General features: G+C 73.2%; 18 protein-coding genes. 11 read left to right on the top strand and 7 right to left on the bottom strand.

The window, feature by feature from the left end; all coding sequences use genetic code 11:
- Both ACFP3V_RS13320 and ACFP3V_RS13315 read right to left on the bottom strand, forming a co-directional pair.
- A partial coding sequence (locus ACFP3V_RS13320) for a DUF5685 family protein (protein WP_380583194.1) occupies positions 1–193 on the bottom strand: 193 nt, incomplete at its 3' end.
- A gap of 41 nt (positions 194–234) precedes the next feature.
- Positions 235–591 (bottom strand): nuclear transport factor 2 family protein, encoded by a 357-nt coding sequence (locus tag ACFP3V_RS13315; RefSeq protein WP_380583193.1) that lies wholly within the window; start codon positions 589–591, stop codon positions 235–237.
- A 31-nt stretch (positions 592–622) separates the two neighbouring features.
- Between ACFP3V_RS13315 and ACFP3V_RS13310 the strand changes: the two genes are divergently transcribed.
- From ACFP3V_RS13310 to glnII, 4 genes are all read left to right on the top strand, one after another.
- Positions 623–958: an antibiotic biosynthesis monooxygenase family protein gene (locus ACFP3V_RS13310; RefSeq protein ID WP_380583192.1), complete on the top strand. Its 336-nt coding sequence runs from the start codon at positions 623–625 to the stop codon at positions 956–958.
- 30 nt (positions 959–988) lie between these two features.
- Complete coding sequence (locus tag ACFP3V_RS13305) at positions 989–1615, top strand: YigZ family protein (protein WP_380583191.1); 627 nt, start codon at positions 989–991, stop codon at positions 1613–1615.
- A gap of 111 nt (positions 1616–1726) precedes the next feature.
- Positions 1727–2953 carry a beta-ketoacyl-[acyl-carrier-protein] synthase family protein gene (locus tag ACFP3V_RS13300; protein ID WP_380583190.1) on the top strand — a complete coding sequence of 409 codons (1227 nt, stop codon included), beginning with the start codon at positions 1727–1729 and terminating at the stop codon, positions 2951–2953.
- Between the two features lie 158 nt (positions 2954–3111).
- Positions 3112–4137, top strand: a complete 1026-nt coding sequence (gene glnII, locus ACFP3V_RS13295; RefSeq protein WP_380583189.1) for a glutamine synthetase — start codon at positions 3112–3114, stop codon at positions 4135–4137.
- A gap of 66 nt (positions 4138–4203) precedes the next feature.
- On the opposite strand, the gene ACFP3V_RS13290 is transcribed toward glnII, so the two are convergent.
- Positions 4204–4737, bottom strand: a complete 534-nt coding sequence (locus ACFP3V_RS13290; RefSeq protein ID WP_380583188.1) for a gamma carbonic anhydrase family protein — start codon at positions 4735–4737, stop codon at positions 4204–4206.
- A 143-nt stretch (positions 4738–4880) separates the two neighbouring features.
- On the opposite strand from ACFP3V_RS13290, the gene ACFP3V_RS13285 reads away from it, so the two are divergent.
- Positions 4881–5372, top strand: coding sequence for a hypothetical protein (locus ACFP3V_RS13285; protein ID WP_380583187.1), 492 nt, complete (start codon positions 4881–4883; stop codon positions 5370–5372).
- Between the two features lie 93 nt (positions 5373–5465).
- Positions 5466–6155 carry a hypothetical protein gene (locus ACFP3V_RS13280; protein ID WP_380583186.1) on the top strand — a complete coding sequence of 230 codons (690 nt, stop codon included), beginning with the start codon at positions 5466–5468 and terminating at the stop codon, positions 6153–6155.
- Here the strand turns inward: ACFP3V_RS13280 and ACFP3V_RS13275 are convergent.
- Positions 6110–7486 carry a glycoside hydrolase family 47 protein gene (locus tag ACFP3V_RS13275; RefSeq protein WP_380583185.1) on the bottom strand — a complete coding sequence of 459 codons (1377 nt, stop codon included), beginning with the start codon at positions 7484–7486 and terminating at the stop codon, positions 6110–6112. The two genes, ACFP3V_RS13280 and ACFP3V_RS13275, sit on opposite strands and share 46 nt — an antisense overlap.
- A gap of 145 nt (positions 7487–7631) precedes the next feature.
- Positions 7632–8990 carry an NAD(P)/FAD-dependent oxidoreductase gene (locus ACFP3V_RS13270; RefSeq protein WP_380583184.1) on the bottom strand — a complete coding sequence of 453 codons (1359 nt, stop codon included), beginning with the start codon at positions 8988–8990 and terminating at the stop codon, positions 7632–7634.
- Positions 8991–9111: 121 nt separating this feature from the next.
- On the opposite strand from ACFP3V_RS13270, the gene ACFP3V_RS13265 reads away from it, so the two are divergent.
- The 5 genes from ACFP3V_RS13265 to purB all read left to right on the top strand — a co-directional run bounded on the left by ACFP3V_RS13265 (position 9112) and on the right by purB (position 14356).
- Positions 9112–9876: a HipA family kinase gene (locus tag ACFP3V_RS13265; RefSeq protein WP_380583183.1), complete on the top strand. Its 765-nt coding sequence runs from the start codon at positions 9112–9114 to the stop codon at positions 9874–9876.
- 1 nt (position 9877) lies between these two features.
- Positions 9878–10258, top strand: a complete 381-nt coding sequence (locus tag ACFP3V_RS13260) for a DUF3037 domain-containing protein (protein ID WP_380583182.1) — start codon at positions 9878–9880, stop codon at positions 10256–10258.
- 124 nt (positions 10259–10382) lie between these two features.
- Positions 10383–11921 (top strand): MFS transporter, encoded by a 1539-nt coding sequence (locus ACFP3V_RS13255; RefSeq protein ID WP_380583181.1) that lies wholly within the window; start codon positions 10383–10385, stop codon positions 11919–11921.
- A gap of 258 nt (positions 11922–12179) precedes the next feature.
- A complete protein-coding gene (locus ACFP3V_RS13250; protein WP_380583180.1) occupies positions 12180–12902 on the top strand; it encodes a TetR/AcrR family transcriptional regulator in 723 nt (240 codons plus the stop codon).
- A 23-nt stretch (positions 12903–12925) separates the two neighbouring features.
- Entirely contained in the window at positions 12926–14356 is a 1431-nt protein-coding gene (gene purB / locus ACFP3V_RS13245) for an adenylosuccinate lyase (protein ID WP_380583179.1), read from the top strand.
- 78 nt (positions 14357–14434) lie between these two features.
- Here purB and ACFP3V_RS13240 read toward each other — a convergent pair whose 3' ends face one another.
- Together ACFP3V_RS13240 and ACFP3V_RS13235 are read right to left on the bottom strand one after the other, a co-directional pair.
- Positions 14435–14635 carry a YegP family protein gene (locus ACFP3V_RS13240; protein ID WP_380583178.1) on the bottom strand — a complete coding sequence of 67 codons (201 nt, stop codon included), beginning with the start codon at positions 14633–14635 and terminating at the stop codon, positions 14435–14437.
- A gap of 46 nt (positions 14636–14681) precedes the next feature.
- A partial coding sequence (locus ACFP3V_RS13235; protein ID WP_380583177.1) for an ATP-binding SpoIIE family protein phosphatase occupies positions 14682–16121 on the bottom strand: 1440 nt, incomplete at its 5' end.

The raw sequence follows: 16121 nt of genomic DNA, 5'->3' as shown, positions 1-16121 counted from the left end.
GGCGGCCGTCGGCGCGCGGCGCCTGCCCCTCCACCAGGACCGAGACGATCAGGCCGTCGTAGTTGGTCGCGGTGCGGGCGAGGTGGCCGTGCCCGTCGCGCAGCGCCAGGCACAGGCCGCACAGATGCGCGACCCAGGACTCGTGCAACCGCTCGGACAGCCGGTGCCGACACGGTCGGATGATGCCGAACACGTCCCTGTTCCCCCGTTCCCCCTGCGGCCGACTCGGCCGTCTCAACTCCGCGCGTACGCGCCCAGACCCCGGCAGACCAGCCCGTCGCGGAAGGTCAGCACCTCGGCGACCCGCCCGCCGCGCTCGTTACGGTAGTTGATGACGACGGTGTCCACCGAGGCCCGCACGTCCTCGACGGTGAAGTGCAGGTCCGGCAGCAGCTCCAGGCCCTTGGCCCAGTAGGTGCGCAGCGCCTCCTTACCGCGCACCTCGCCGGAGGGGTCGCCGAGGATCTCCGTGACCTTCGGGGAGGTGAAGACCACGTCCTCGGTGTAGTGGGCGAGGATCCGCTCCAGGTCGTGGGAGTTCCAGTCCGCCGCCCAGGTGGCGGCGAAGCGTTCGGCAGTGTCAAGATCCATGCCTCAGGACGCTAGCCGCAACGGAGGAGCCATGGCCACCCGTCCCGCCGAAACGCCCGAACCGCCTTACTACGCGGTCGTGTTCGCCTCGCAGCGGACCGAGGGGGACCACGGCTACGGCGAGACCGCCGACGAGATGGACCGGCTGGTCCGACAGCAGCCGGGCTTCCTGGGCATGGACTCCGCGCGGGACGGGGACGGATTCGGCATCACGGTCGGCTACTTCCGCGACGAGGAGTCGATCCGGCAGTGGCTGGTCCAGCCGGACCACGCGGGCGCCCGCGACCGCGGCCGGGCGGAGTGGTACCACCACTACAGCGTCCACGTCGCCAAGGTCGAGCGCGCCTACCGCTGGGACAGGCCGTAGCGCCGTCCGGCGGGGCCCTAAGCTGGGCTGATGCCGTATCTGACCATCGCCGGGCCGGGCCGCCGCGAGATCGAGATCAAGAAGTCGCGGTTCATCTGCTCGCTCGCGCGGGTCGAGGACGAGGCGGGGGCCGCCGCCTTCATCGCGGCGGTCCGCAAGGAGTTCTGGGACGCACGCCACAACTGCACCGCCCTCGTGGTCGGCGCGGATCCGCGCCGCGAGCGGTCGAACGACGACGGGGAGCCGGCCGGGACGGCGGGCGCGCCGATGCTGGAGGTGATCCGCCGCCGCGGGCTGACCGACACCGTGGCCGTCGTGACCCGCTACTTCGGCGGGGTGCTGCTCGGCGCCGGCGGGCTGGTGCGGGCGTACGGGTCGGCGGTCGGTGAGGCGCTGGACGCGGTGGGCGTGGTGGAGCGGCGTCCACTGGCGCTGCTGGCCGTGGCGGCGGACCACGCACGGGCCGGACGGCTGGAGAACGAGCTGCGCGCGGCGGGGTGGACGGTCCGTCAGACCACGTACGGCGCGGGCGGGGTGAGCATCGAGGTGGCCGTGGCGGAGGAGGGCCTGGACGGCTTCGGCTCCTGGCTGGCGGAACGCGGCGCGCCGCAGCCGGAGCGGCTGGGCACCGAACTGGTGGACGTGCCCGTCTTGTAGCAGGTGTACAAGAAATCCGGGTGGGACTCGCTCAGGACGGCGCACACGAACGAATGGGCCCGCATGCCAGGCTGACTCCGACGCAGCAAGCCGAGTCGGAGGTATGAGCTGATGAGTCAGGTCCGTTACGACGTCGCCGTGACCGGCCTCGGGGCGAGCACGCCGCTCGGCGGGGACCTGCCGAGCACCTGGGCGGGACTGTTGGAGGGCGCCAACGGCGTCGGGGTGCTGGAGCAGGAGTGGGCCGCCGCGCTGCCGGTCCGCATCGCGGCGCAGCTGGCGGTCGAGCCGACGGAGCAGCTGTCCCGGGTGGAGGCGCGCAGGCTCGACCGCTGCGAGCAGCTGGCGCTGGTGACGGCCCGTGAGGCCTGGGCGGACGCCGGCCGGCCCGAGGTGGACCCGGAGCGCCTGGCGGTGGTCATCGGCACCGGCACCGGCGGCATCCGCTCGATCCTGGAGCAGGACGACATCCTGGAGGCCTCCGGCGCGCGCCGCGTCTCGCCCTACGTGGTGCCGATGATGATGCCCAACGGTCCGGCCGCGTGGGTGAGCATGGAGCTGGGGGCTCGCGGCGGGGCGCGGACACCGGTCAGCGCCTGCACCTCCAGCGCGGAGGCGATCGCGATGGGCCTGGACCTGATCCGGCTGGGCCGTGCCGACGTCGTCGTGGTCGGGGGCACCGAGGCGTGCGTCGCGCCGGTGCCGCTGGCCGGTTTCGCGCAGATGACCGCGCTGTCCACGCGCAACGACGAACCCGCCCTCGCCTCACGGCCGTTCGACACCGCGCGGGACGGCTTCGTGCTGGGGGAGGGGGCGGTGGTGATGGTGCTGGAGCGCGCCGACCGCGCCGCCGCGCGCGGGGCCCGGGTGCACGGCTACGTCTCCGGGGCCGGCATCACGTCAAGTGCCGGACACATCACGGCCGCTGACGCCGAGGGCCAGGCGCGGGCGATGCGGCTGGCGCTCGCGGACGCGGGCGTCGATGCGCTGGACGTCGGCCTGGTGCACGCGCACGCCACCTCGACCCCGGCCGGCGACGTGGTGGAGGCGCGGGCGGTCGCGGACGGCGTCGGGCTGCACCCGGCGGCCATCGCGACGAAGTCGATGACCGGTCACCTGCTCGGCGGCTCGGGCGCGTTGGGCGCGTTGGCGGCGCTGCTGTCGCTGCGGGACGGGGTGGCACCGGCGATCCGGAACCTGGAGAACGTCGACCCCGAGGTGAAGTCCGACCTGGTCAGCGGCGCGAACCGGACCGGAGACTGGAGTCATGCACTGGCCAACTCGACCGGCTTCGGCGGCCACAATGTCGCACTTGTCCTGAGTCGGCATGTGAGCTGAGGCACTTCGCGGGCCGGTTAACCTGCTGTTCACAAACGGGCAACAGCCGGGAAATTGCGTGCTGTGATCGTCAGCGTCAGCAAAGCGGACCTCCCCGACGCTGTGGAGCACCGCCAGCACCCGCAACGTTCCCACCCCCACCGCGAGGGATGCCCGCCGTGAGCTACAAGGCCGAGTACATCTGGATCGACGGCACCGAGCCGACCGCGGAGCTGCGCTCCAAGACCAAGATCGTCGCCGACGGTGCCGAGCCCCCGGTCTGGGGCTTCGACGGCTCCAGCACCAACCAGGCCGAGGGCCACGCGTCGGACCGCGTGCTCAAGCCGGTCTTCACCTGCCCGGACCCGATCCGCGGCGGCAGCAGCGTGCTGGTGCTCTGCGAGGTCCTGAACATCGACGGCACCCCGCACGAGAGCAACAAGCGTGCGCTGCTGGCCCCGATCGCGGAGCAGTTCGCCGCCCAGGAGTCGATCTTCGGCATCGAGCAGGAGTACACCTTCCTGACCGAGGACGGACGTCCGCTCGGCTTCCCCGAGGGCGGCTTCCCGGCCCCGCAGGGCCCGTACTACTGCGGCGTCGGCGCCGGCAAGATCGTCGGCCGCGAGATCGTCGAGAAGCACCTCGACTACTGCCTCGAGGCGGGCCTGGGCATCTCCGGTATCAACGCCGAGGTCATGCCGGGTCAGTGGGAGTTCCAGGTGGGCCCGCTGAGCCCGCTCGAGGTCTCCGACCAGATGTGGATCGCCCGCTGGCTGCTGCACCGCGTCGCCGAGGACTACGGCGTCGTCGTCTCCCTGGACGCCAAGCCGGCCAAGGGCGACTGGAACGGCGCGGGCGCGCACACCAACTTCTCCACCAAGGCCATGCGCGAGGGCTACGACGCCATCATCACCGCCTGCGAGGCGCTCGGCGCCGACCAGGACAAGGTGATGGAGCACGTCACCCAGTACGGCACCGGTGTCGAGGAGCGCCTCACCGGCAAGCACGAGACCGCCCCGTGGAACGTCTACTCCTACGGCGTGTCCAACCGCGGCGCCTCGGTGCGCATCCCGTGGCAGGTCGAGGTGGACCGCAAGGGCTACATCGAGGACCGCCGGCCGAACGCCAACGTGGACCCGTACGTGGTGACCCGCCTGCTGGTCAACACCTGCTGCACCGCGCTGGAGAAGGCCGGACAGGTCTGATCCGGGCGGACCGACGCTCCGTCAGGGGCCCGGGGAGCAGCCGCTCCCCGGGCCCCTGCGCGTGCGTCACGCCTTCTCGACCGCCTGACGGTGGGTGACGGCCAGGTCCCGGTAGGCGTCGCCGTTCAGGCGGATGCCGGCCCGCTCCTCCTCGGTCAGCTCGCGGACCACGTTGGCCGGAACGCCGGCCACCAGCGAGTGGGGCGGGATCATCTTGCCCTGGGTGACCACCGCCCCGGCCGCGACAAGCGAACCCCGCCCGATCACGGCCCCGTTGAGCACCACCGCGCCCATCCCGATCAGCGCGTCGTCCTCGACCGTGCAGCCGTGCAGCACCGCCCGGTGCCCCACACTCACGCCCGAGCCGACCGAAACCGGGAAGCCCGGGTCGGTGTGGACGACGCAGCCGTCCTGGATGTTGCTGCCCCGGCCGATGGCGATCGGCCCCATGTCCCCGCGCAGCACCGCGCCGTACCAGACGCTGCTCTCCGGGCCGAGGGCGACCTCCCCGACCACGGTGCTGCCGGGCGCGAGCCAGGCGGTGGGATCCACGTCGGGGCGGCGTCCGCCGAGGTCGAGGGTGAAGGGTGTGTCCGTCATCGGGCCAGCATTCCACAGGGCGCGTGTGCGACCCGGGCGCGCCGTGTGCTCCGTTCACCTCCGTGCGGGACGTCGGCGGCGCGTCAACGCATGGTCCGGGGGGAATCGCTGAGGGGAACGGTCCGGGCGGGTGAGGGGGCAGGGTGGGCACGGTGGCGGCGATCGCGGTGACGGGGCACCTCGATCTGGGGGAGGGGACGGCGGGCGCGGTCCGCGCCGAGCTACGCGAGCTGCTGCGGGCACACGCCGCCGCGGGGGACCTGGTGGGGCTGTCCTGTCTCGCGCCCGGGGCGGACACCATCTTCGCCGAAGAACTGCTCGCCGCCGGGGGCGAGTTGGTGGCCGTGCTGCCGGCCAGGGGCTGGCGCGAGCCCGGGGAGGCGTTCGCCCGGCTGCTCCGGGCGGCGGTCGAGGTCGTGGAAATGCCGTTCGACACGCCGGACTTCGAGGGTTACGCCGCCGCCAACGAGGTGCTGCTGGCCCGGTCCGACCTGCTGGTGGCGGTGTGGGACGGGGCGCCCCCGCAGGGGCCGGGCGGGACCGGGGACCTGGTGCGGCGCGCCCGGGACGTGGGCCGTCCCGTGGTCCGCGTCTGGCCGCAGGGCGCCAGCCGCGGCGAGCCGGGCGACCCCTGACGACCCGTCAGGCGTCAGGAGCGCGACAAGCCGATGCCGCATCTGCCACGCTGTGCGACGAACCGTTTCATCCGATTGCTCCGAGGAAGTCCTGTGCGCCGACCTGCCGTAGCCCTCGCCGCCCTGCTGCTGACCGCAGTGGCGGGCTGCACCTCCGCCGCCACCCACGGGTCGGCGGACCACGCCAACCCCGGTGACGCGGCGTCAGTTCCCTCCTCGGGCAAGGCGCTCGCGGTCGGAGAGGGCCCGAAGGGCTCCTACACGGTGCAGGCCCAGCCCGCGCCGGGCAGCTGCCACTTCCGCTACGAGCAGGGCCAGCCGCTGCCGGACCCGACCTGCACCCCGGGCGCGGTCTCGCCCGCGGTCACCCAGGCCAACCTGAGCCGGACCATCTGCCGCAAGGGCGGCTACACCAGCGACATCCGGCCCCCGGCGAGCATCACCGGCCGGGAGAAGAAGGCCAACGCCAAGTCCTACGGCTACACCGGCTCCCTGGCCGACGCCGAGTACGACCACCTGATCAGCCTGCAGCTCGGCGGCGACCCCAACGACCCGCGCAACCTCTGGGTCGAGCCGCCGTCCCCGGGCCACAAGCACGGACAGGGCGTCAACAACCCCAAGGACAGCGTGGAGACGCACCTGCACACCGCCATCTGCGCGGGCAAGGTCACGCTCGCCGCGGCCCAGCAGGCCATCGCGACCGACTGGACCACGGCGGAGCAGCGGCTGGGCCTGGGTCAGGCCAGCAGCTTGCCCTCGGTGGACAGCAGCCCCGTCGAGTAGTCGAACCGGGGCGTCGCGGCGAACATCAGGTACACGTACTTGAGGTTCTCGGCGAACCAGTAGGCGGGCAGCAGGTCGCCGAGCACCGGCCGGGCCGGGCGCACGTCGGTCGCGATCGTGTACCCGGCCCGCACCCGCAGCCTGCGGGCGTCCTGGAACCAGCGGTAGGCGGAGGCCCGGTAGGCCTCGGAGCGGGTGATCCGCCACAGGTCGAAGGCGGCGTTGGCGAACTCGGGGCGCAGTTGGTGGCCCGGGTCGACCGCGTGCAGGGTGGCGTAGTCCAGGGTCTCGGGCAGCAGCGGCCAGCGGCGCTGGGCGGCGTCCCAGGAGGCGAAGTACTGCCGCCCCCGCCGCAGATCGCCGCCCTTGCCGAGCAGCCCGGGGTAGAAGGAGGCGAGCTCGGACTGGTGCCGGGGCCCGCTGGGCTTCCCGGTGCGGGCGTCGACGGTGCGGAACCAGAGCCGCCCGGTGGAGGCGTCCGTACAGTGGCGGAGCAGGCTGTTCGTCAGCTCCCGGTACCAGTGGCCGAGTTGCGCGTCGCCGAGGAGCCGGGACCCGCCCCACAGGTACTCGTAGAAGGAGTCGGTGGGCGGGTTCGGCCCGGCGTCCGCCCGGTCGAGCCAGCGGCCGGTGATCGGGTCGAGGAAGGTGCCCAGCAGCCCGAGCCGGCTGCGGCGGGCGAGGACGGCCCGGTAGGAGCGCATCGAGGCGTCGTAGTAGCGGGAGTCCCCGGTGAGCCGGGACAGCAGCCCGAACTCCATCACGTTGGTGCCGGCCTCGGCGAGGGCGACCGTGGTGCCCTGCACGGCCCCGGTGCGCAGGTTGACGTGGGAGAAGGGGATGCCGGTCGGGGACTTGGTGAAGGCCGGCAGCAGGCGGTCCGCCAGTTCGCGCGCCCGGTCGAGCAGCACCGGCCGGCCGGTCACCCGGTAGCCGGCCAGCAGACCGCCGACCAGGCGGATCACCGCCTCGAAGACCTGCACGTCGGCGTCCTGCACGGGGTCGAAGTGCCGCTCGGTCCAGTCGGCGGCCCGGTGCAGCTCGTGGTCCAGGCCCATGAGGTAGAGGGTGTCCAGCGCCTCGACGATCGACAGCCCGAAGCTGTGCCCCGGAGCGAAGAAGGCGTGCCCGGTCCGGCTGCGCGGCCGCAGTTCGTCGTGCCCCCAGGCGTGCGCACAGTAGCCGCGCCAGCCGTGCAGGTACTCCGCTCTGACGGCCGCGGCGACCGCGGCGTTCCCGGGCCGGGCGTAGGCCCGGGGCGCGGCGGCCAGCGTGACCGCGGTGGCGGCGGCGCCGGTGATCAGGCTTCGGCGGCTGAGTGATCGTCCCATAGGAATGGGACATTAGGGATATAAAGTCTGCTCATCGTTCCGACGCGACGTCAGCTCCCCCGCAGGAAGGACAGGTTGACGCCGATCGGGGGACGGCAGCCGGCCGGTGCGGGGCGGCGCGCGCGGACGGCGCGCCGCCGCGGCGTCACCGCTTGGCGATCAGGTTCTTGGTGAACTCGCGGACCTGGTCCGGGTTCAGGTAGGAGTCGGTGTACTCGAAGTCCTTGAGGGCGGCGGGGCGGCGGGCCTGGAAGCCGGTACGGACGAAGTCGTCGCCCGCCGTGGCGTTCAGGCCCCAGTTGGTGGCCACCCGGACCTTGGCCACGTTGGTGCGCATCGCCATCAGGTGGTACCCGCGGGCCACCAGCTGCGCCGGGAGGCCGGTCAGCTCGACGCCGACCGGCTTGGACACCGCGTCCGCGCCGCCGAGGTCCACGACCAGGCCGAGGTCCTTGTGGTAGTAGGGCTTGAGCTGCTGGCCGCGGATCGAGGCGATGATGTTGTCGGCGACCACCTTGCCCTGCCGCTGCGCGTGCTGGGCGGTGGGCGGGCACACCGCGCCGTCGCCCTTGGCGAGGTCGGGGACGGCGGCGGCGTCGCCGAGGGAGAAGATGCCGTCGAAGCGGGGCACCTTCATCTCCGCGGTCACCGCGAGCCGGCCGCGGACCGTCTCCGCGTCCAGGGTGTTGACCAGGGGACTGGCGGCGACTCCGGCGGTCCAGATCAGCGTCCGCGAGGGCAGCACCCGACCGTCCGTCAGTTTCACCGACTCCTCGCCCACTTCGGCCACGGAGACGCCGAGCGAGATCTCGATGCCGCGCCGCTGCAGGATCTCCATGGCCCGGTCGCCCAGGTGCTCGCCCAGCTCGGGCATGAGCTTGGGCGCGATGTCCACCAGGTGCCACTTGATCAGGTTCGGGTTGAGCCGGGGGTAGCGCTTGACCGCCGCCGTGGTGACCCGCTGCAGGCAGGCCGCCGTCTCGGTGCCGGCGTAGCCGCCGCCGACCACGACGAACTGGAGCCGGGAGATGCGCTCCTGCTGGCTGGTGGCCGCGTCGGCCAGGTCGAGCTGGGCGATGACGTGGTCGCGTACGTAGGCCGCCTCGGCCAGGGTCTTCATGCCGCGGGCGTACTCGTCGAGCCCGGGGATGTCGAAGGTGCGGGTGACACTGCCCGGGGCCAGCACCAGGTAGTCGTAGGGCTCGGCGCCCAGCTCGTCGGTGATCTTGCGGACCACCACCATCTTCGCCTTCGCGTCGATGCCGACCGCGCCGCCGGGGATGATCCGGGTCCGGCGCAGCTGGCGGCGGAGCGAGACGGCCACCGACTGGGGGGTCAGCACGCCGGCCGCGACCTGGGGCAGCAAGGGCAGGTAGAGCTCGTAGCTGAAGGGGGCCACCAGGGCGATCTCCGCCTCGATCGGTGCGAGCTTCCGCTCCAGCCGCCGCGCGCACTCGACACCGGCGAAGCCGCCGCCCACCACCAGGATCCGGGGTCGTTCCATGTCGGTCCATCCCTCACAGGTTGCAGTCGCGTCCTGACGGTCACATTCGCACGCATACCCGACGCCTGCCACCCAAACGCCCCTACCGGTCGGCGGTGGCACGGACAGTAGGGTGTGGACCATGCTTCAAGAGGTCTGGGCCGGTCGGTATGTGACGCCGCTTCGGGAGGGCGGCTCGCTGCCGGGGCTGGTGGAGGAGGCCGGCTCCGACCGGTTGTGGGTGGCCAAGTTCACCGGCGCGGCCCAGGGGCGCAAGGCCCTGGTGGCCGAGGTCGTCGCCGGGGAGCTGGCCCGGCGGCTCGGCTTCCGGGTGCCCGGGCTGGTCCGCCTCGAGGTCGACCCGATGATCGCCGTGGGCGAGCCCGACCAGCAGGTGCAGGACCTGGTCAAGGCGTCCGGCGGCGCCAACCTCGGCATGGCCTTCCTCTCCGGCGCGCTCGGCTTCGACCCGGGCGCCTTCGCCGTCGACCCGGAACTGGCCGGGCGGGTGCTCTGGTTCGACGCGCTGATCGGCAACGTGGACCGGTCCTGGCGCAACCCCAACCTGCTGATGCACCACGGCGAGCTGTGGCTGATCGACCACGGGGCCAGCCTGATCTTCCACCACATGTGGTCCCGGGCGGGCGAGTCGGTGCGCCGGCCCTACGACGGCAGCGACCACGTGCTGCTCCCGTTCCGTCCCGATCTGGACGCGGCGGACGCCGAGTTGGGCCCCCAGGTGACACCGGAGCTGCTCACCGAGGTGGTCGCCCTGGTCCCCGACGTCTGGCTCGCGGACGAGCCCGGCTTCGACGGCCCCGACGCCGTCCGCGCCGCGTACGTCGCCCAGCTGGCCGCCCGCGCCGCCGCGCCGCGCGCCGACTGGCTGCCCGGGAAGGAGAACTGACATGGCGTCGGGTGCGCCCTCCGTCTACGAGTACGCGCTGCTGCGGGTCGTCCCGCGGGTGGAGCGCGGGGAGCAGATCAACGCCGGGGTGCTGGTCTACAGCCGGCAGGCGGGCGGCGTGCTGCGCTGCGCCGTGCACCTGGACGAGCGCCGGCTGCTGGCGCTGGACCCCGGGGCGGACGTCGCCGGAGTGCGCGCGGCCCTGGGCGCGGTGGCAGCGACCTGCGACGGCCGCGGGATCGGGGACGAGGACCCGGGTCGCAGGTTCCGCTGGCTCACCGCGCCGCGCAGCACGATCGTGCAGCCCGGTCCGGTGCACTGCGGCCTCAGCGAGGACCCGGCCGCGGAGGCGGACCGCCTGCTGCGGCTGCTGGTGCGCTGACCTGGGGTTTTCCCGGCACCGGCGTTTCCGCGAATAAAGGCTGGCGCCGGTGCGCCCGTTCTTCTACGCTGTACAAGCCTTATACGGCGTACAAGACCGCTGCCGAAGGACGGGGAACAGGAAGATGAGCGAAGCCGTGGTGGAGACGACGGGCCGAAGGCCCGACCGGTGGGTGATCCTCGCCGTGATCTGCCTGGCGCAGATGGTGGTGATCCTGGACAACACCATCCTCAACGTGGCCGTGCCCTCGCTGACCCGCGAACTGGGCGCGAGCACGGCACAGACCCAGTGGGTCATCGGCGCCTACTCGCTGGCGCAGGCGGGCCTGCTGATCGCCGCGGGCGGCCTGGCGGACCGCTACGGACGCAAGAAGGTCCAGCTGCTCGGGCTCGCCCTGTTCGGGGTCGGCTCGCTGGGGGCCTCGATGGCCGGCAGCGCCGGGCAGCTGATCGCCGCCCGGGCCGGCATGGGCGTCGGTGGCAGCCTGCTGCTCGCCACCAGCCTCGCCATCGTGGTGCGCACCTTCGACGCGGAGGAGCAGCCCAAGGCCATCGCCGCGTGGACGGCGGTCGCCTCGCTCGGCGTCGCCCTCGGGCCGGTCATCGGCGGCCTGCTGCTCGCGCACTTCTGGTGGGGGTCGGTCTTCCTGGTCAACGTGCCGGTCGCGGCGCTGGCGCTGCTGGCCGTGGCCAAGCTGGTGCCCGAGTCGAAGGACCCGCGCGGCGACTACCCCGACCTGGTCGGCGCCGCGCTCTCCACGGCCGGCCTGATCGGCGTCGTCTACGCCGTCATCCAGGGCCCCGGCTACGGCTGGACCGCGGGCCGCACACTGGCCGCGGCCGGGCTCGGCGTGCTCTTCCTGCTGGTGTTCGTGCTCTGGGAGCGCCGGATCGAGCACCCGCTGCTGGACCTCTCCTTCTTCCGCAACGCCCGCTTCCGCGGCGCGATGTCGGGCGGGGTGCTGGTCGCCTTCGGCATGGGCGGCTCGCTGTACCTGCTCACCCAGCACCTGCAGTTCGTCATGGGTTACGGCCCCCAGGAGGCCGGCCTGCGCATCGCCCCGATGGCGCTGACGGTCGTCGCGCTGAACCTCACCGGCACGGGCATGCGGGTCACCATGAAGCTGACTCCGCCACTGGCGATCGCGACCGGCCTGACGCTGCTGGCGGGCGGCCTGGCCGCCATCGCGGTCTTCGGCCACGCCGGCTCCTACGCCGGGACGCTGCTGGGCCTGATCCTGATCGGCGCGGGTGCGGCCTGCGCGCAGCCGGCCATGGCCGGCGCGGTGATGAGCTCCATCCCGCCGGAGAAGGCGGGCCTGGGCTCCGGCCTGATGGGAACCCTCAGCGAGATGGGCAACTCGTTCGGCGTGGCCGTGCTGGGCGCGGTGCTGACGGCGGGCTTCGCCGGCGGACTCCCGGCCGATGTGCCCCACGCGGCGGCGCGGTCCCTGCCGGGCGCGGAGGCGGCCGCGGGACCCGGGAAGGCGGGCAAGGTGCTGGGTGCGTTCTCGGACGCGCTGACGACCAGTCAACTCATCGGCGCGGTGGCGGTCCTGCTGGGCGGGTTCCTCGCCGCGTGGCTGATCTCCCGGGCGGCGCCGGCGTCCGCGCCTGCGGCGGCGCCGAGCAACCCGGAGGGGGAGCCCGTGGCGGCCGGGTGACCCTTCAGGGGCGCGAGGCTGTAGCCATGTGCGGCTCCGCCGCGTGGGCGCGGCAACACACCGCCCGCGGAGGTTCGTCCCGCACATGGGGCCGGACCTCCGCGGGCGGTGGGCTGGTCGCGCTGGGGGCACCTCCCGCCGTGGGGGCACCCCCGGCCGAAGGCTGGGGGAGGGTGGGGGAGTCCTCGCGCCCCTAAGGTGGTTGCCGTCGGAGGAGAAGGGGAGCGTGCGTTGGCGGAGGCAAGGCGGAGTGTCTGGTTGGCGGAGCCCAAGCCGGCCAGGCGGGGCGCGGCGCCGACCGGGCTGAGCCGGGAGCGCATCGTCCGCGAAGCGGTCCGGCTGCTCGACGAGGAGGGGCTGGGCGCCTTCTCGATGCGCAAGCTCGCCGCCGCGCTCGACGTCACCCCGATGTCCGTCTACTGGTACGTCGACAACAAGGACGACCTGCTCGAACTCGCCCTCGACGAGGCCTTCGGCGATGTCGTGCTCCCCCCGCTCACGCCCGAGTCGGACTGGGCCGAGTACCTCAAGGAACTCGCCCGCCAGTACCGGATGGTGTTCCGGCGTCACCTGTGGTCCACCCGGCTGGTGGGGGAGTTCCTGGCCCTGGGCCCGCACGCGGTCTTCCTCGCGACCAGTGCCATGGAGGCCATCAACCGGTCCGGGCTGCCGGAGCGGGAGACCGGGGCCGCGCTCGGGCTGATCTTCCAGTTCGTCTACGGCTTCGCCACCGCGGAGACCCAGTGGCTGACCATGGTCAGGCGCTCCGGGATGGACGAGGACGCGCTGCACGCCCAGGTCCTGGGCGACGCGCGGAAGATCGACCCCGAGCTGATGGACCGCGGCGAGCGCATCCGTCCGGAGCTGACGGACGGCGTACAGGCTTCCCGGGACCGGGAGTTCGAGGCGGGGCTGGACCTCGCCCTGGACGGGGTCCGCAGCCGGGTGGCCCGGTTGCGGACCGCCGGCCAGGAGCGATGACCTGGACCGATAGACTGGCGCCCGTGAGCGCGAAGCCCTTCATCCCCGATGTCCTGGCCGCCCGCTACGCCTCCGGCGAGCTCGCGCGGCTGTGGTCCCCCGAACACAAGGTCGTCCTCGAGCGGCAGCTGTGGCTGGCCGTGCTGAAGGCGCAGGCCGACCTCGGCATCGCGGTGCCCGAGGGCGCGGTCGCCGACTACGAGCGGGTGCTGGACACGGTGGACCTGGCGTCCATCGCCGAGCGCGAGCGCGTCACCCGGCACGACGTCAAGGCGCGCATCGAGGAGTTCAGCGCGCTGGCCGGGCACGAGCAGATCCACAAGGGGATGACCTCCCGGGACCTGACCGAGAACGTCGAGCAGCTGCAGATCAAGCAGTCGCTCGAGCACGTCCGCGACCGCACGGTCGCCGTGCTGGCCCGGCTCACCGCACTCGCCGCCGAGCACGCCGAGCTGGTCATGACCGGCCGCTCACACAACGTCGCCGCCCAGGCGACCACCCTCGGCAAGCGCTTCGCCACCGCGGCCGACGAGCTGCTCGTCGCCTACCGCCGGCTCGAGGAGCTGATCGCCCGCTACCCGCTGCGCGGCGTCAAGGGCCCGGTCGGCACTTCGCAGGACATGCTGGACCTGCTCGGGGGCGACGCCGGGAAGCTCGCCGAGCTGGAGCAGCGGGTCGCCGCCCACCTCGGCTTCGACACCGTGCTCACCAGCGTCGGCCAGGTCTACCCGCGCTCCCTGGACTACGACGTCGTCTCCGCGCTGGTGCAGCTGGCCGCCGCGCCCAGCAGCCTGGCCAAGACGATCCGGCTGATGGCCGGCATCGAGCTGGTGACCGAGGGCTTCAAGGAGGGGCAGGTCGGCTCCTCCGCGATGCCGCACAAGATGAACACCCGCTCCTGCGAGCGCGTCAACGGCCTGATGGTGATCCTGCGCGGCTACGCCTCGATGACCGGCGAACTCGCGGGCGACCAGTGGAACGAGGGCGACGTCTCCTGCTCGGTCGTGCGCCGGGTCGCGCTGCCGGACGCCTTCTTCGCCTTCGACGGCCTGCTGGAGACGTTCCTCACCGTGCTCGACGAGTTCGGTGCCTTCCCCGCCGTCATCGCCGCCGAGCTGGACCGCTACCTGCCGTTCCTGGGCACCACCAAGGTGCTGATGGCCGCGGTGCGCGCGGGCGTGGGCCGGGAGACCGCCCACGAGGCGATCAAGGAGCACGCGGTGGCCTCGGCCCTGGCGATGCGTCAGGGCGTGCGCGAGAACCAGCTGGTCCAGCGGCTGGCAGACGACCCGCGCATCCCGCTGGACCGGGTGGAGCTGGAGGCGCTGCTCGCCGACCGGCTCTCCTTCACCGGCGCGGCGGCCGCGCAGGTCGCCGAGGTCGTGAAGCAGGTCGAGGAGGTCGTGGCGGCGCACCCGGAGGCCGCCAAGTACCGTCCGGGCGCGATCCTCTGACGCCGCGCCACTTCTGACGCAGCGGCAGGGGCCGCGTCCGTGCACCGGGACGCGGCCCCTGCCGTTCTCCGCGCGGGGTCAGCTCGCGGGCGCCGCGGCCACGGCCGAGTCTTCCAGCTTGGCGTAGGGGGCGTGCTTGCGCACCGCCTCGATCGCCCGCCGGCAGGCCTCCATGGAGTCGTGGGCCTCGCTGACCGCGACGACCTCGCCGGTCGCCGTCTTCAGACGGAACCGGTACTCCTGGGCCTTCTCCTGGTACACCTCGAACTTGCCTGGCATGCCCGCTCTCCTTCACTGTGCGTACCGTACGGGCTACACGGCGAAGCTATGCCGGGAGTCGCCGTTCGGCATCCCGGGAGGGCGCCGGAGTGATCCGGGCGGGCAGCGGCTGCTCGCACCAGATGACCTTGCCGGTCGGCGTGTACCGGGTGCCCCAGCGCTGGGCGAGCTGCGCCACCAGGAACAGGCCGCGACCGCCCTCGTCCTCGCTGCGGGCCCGGCGCAGCCGCGGGGAGACCGAGCTGGCGTCGGCCACCTCGCAGATCAGCGCGCGGTCGCGGAGCAGCCGCAGCTCGACCGGCCCCGCCCCGTGCCGGATGGCGTTGGTGACCAGCTCACTGACCATCAACTCGGTGGTGAAGGCCAGTTCTTCCAGCCCCCACTCGGACAACTGCCGCACCACCGCCGCGCGCAGACCGGCCACGGACTCCGGGGCCAGCGGCACCGGCCAGGAGGCCACCCGGTCCTCAGCGGGCGGCAGGGTCCGGGCCACCAGCAGGGCGACGTCGTCGCTGGGCCGCTGCGGCAGCAGTTCGCGCACGACGGCGGCGCAGAGCTGGTCGGGCGAGCGGGGCGGCCCGGCGAGGGCCGAGGCGAGGCGGAGCAGGCCCGCGTCGAGGTCCTGGCCCCGGTCCTCGATCAGGCCGTCGGTGTAGAGGACGAGCCGGGTGTCGTCGGGCAGGTCCAGCTCCAGTGACTCGTAGGGCGTCGAGCCGAGGCCCAGCGGCGGTCCCGCCGGGAGGCCGGGGAAGCTGACGCCGCCGTCCGGGGCGACCAGGGCCGGGCTGGGGTGCCCGGCGGCGGCCATGGTGCAGCGGCGGGTCACCGGGTCGTGGACGACGTAGAGGCAGGTGGCGCCGATGACGCCGGAGCCGCTGCGGTCGGCGGCCTCGTCCTGGTCCATCTGGTCCACCAGCGCGTCGAGTTGGGCCAGCAGGTCCTCCGGCGGCAGGTCGAGGGCGGCGAAGTTGCGGACCGCCGTGCGCAGCCGGCCCATCGTCGCGGCGGCGTGCAGGCCGTGCCCGACGACGTCCCCGACGACGAGGGCGACCCGCGCGCCGGACAGCGGGATCACGTCGAACCAGTCACCGCCCACGCCGGCCTGGGCGGGGAGGTAGCGGAAGGCGACGTCCACCGCGTGCTGCTCGGGCAGGGCGCGGGGCAGCAGGGAGCGCTGCAGGGTCAGCGCGAGGGCGTGCTCCCGGGCGAAGCGGCGGCAGTTGTCCAGGCAGAGCCCGGCGCGGGCGACGAGTTCGTCGGCGAGCGTCAGGTCGTCGTGCAGAAACGCTTCTGCGCCGGGCGGCCGTTCGAAGAGGGCCACCCCCAGCAGCCCCGGCCGGGCCCGGACCGGAACCGCCAGCACCTCGCGGCCGCGCTCCCGTGCCGCGACCGGCGCCCCCAGGTCCAGGCAGCGGGCCGCCGCACTCCGCGACGGGTACCGCACCGGCGACCCCACCGGCTGAGCCGCCGTCAGTTCCGCGGCCGT

Origin of the sequence: Streptacidiphilus monticola, from assembly GCF_042658505.1 — a bacterium.
GTDB classification, from domain to species: domain Bacteria; phylum Actinomycetota; class Actinomycetes; order Streptomycetales; family Streptomycetaceae; genus Streptacidiphilus; species Streptacidiphilus monticola.
Note: the sequence above shows the minus strand (reverse complement) of the source record. Positions and strands in the feature narration are given on the sequence as shown.

Bases quoted from the DNA above. Each gene is read 5' to 3' on its own strand.
- ACFP3V_RS13315 (WP_380583193.1), bottom strand. From the start codon at position 591: ATGGATCTTGACACTGCCGAACGCTTCGCCGCCACCTGGGCGGCGGAC.
- ACFP3V_RS13275 (WP_380583185.1), bottom strand. From the start codon at position 7,486: ATGGGACGATCACTCAGCCGCCGAAGCCTGATCACCGGCGCCGCCGCC.
- ACFP3V_RS13270 (WP_380583184.1), bottom strand. From the start codon at position 8,990: ATGGAACGACCCCGGATCCTGGTGGTGGGCGGCGGCTTCGCCGGTGTC.
- ACFP3V_RS13255 (WP_380583181.1), top strand. From the start codon at position 10,383: ATGAGCGAAGCCGTGGTGGAGACGACGGGCCGAAGGCCCGACCGGTGG.
- ACFP3V_RS13310 (WP_380583192.1), top strand. From the start codon at position 623: ATGGCCACCCGTCCCGCCGAAACGCCCGAACCGCCTTACTACGCGGTC.
- ACFP3V_RS13290 (WP_380583188.1), bottom strand. From the start codon at position 4,737: ATGACGGACACACCCTTCACCCTCGACCTCGGCGGACGCCGCCCCGAC.
- ACFP3V_RS13260 (WP_380583182.1), top strand. From the start codon at position 9,878: ATGGCGTCGGGTGCGCCCTCCGTCTACGAGTACGCGCTGCTGCGGGTC.
- ACFP3V_RS13305 (WP_380583191.1), top strand. From the start codon at position 989: ATGCCGTATCTGACCATCGCCGGGCCGGGCCGCCGCGAGATCGAGATC.
- ACFP3V_RS13265 (WP_380583183.1), top strand. From the start codon at position 9,112: ATGCTTCAAGAGGTCTGGGCCGGTCGGTATGTGACGCCGCTTCGGGAG.
- ACFP3V_RS13240 (WP_380583178.1), bottom strand. From the start codon at position 14,635: ATGCCAGGCAAGTTCGAGGTGTACCAGGAGAAGGCCCAGGAGTACCGG.
- ACFP3V_RS13300 (WP_380583190.1), top strand. From the start codon at position 1,727: ATGAGTCAGGTCCGTTACGACGTCGCCGTGACCGGCCTCGGGGCGAGC.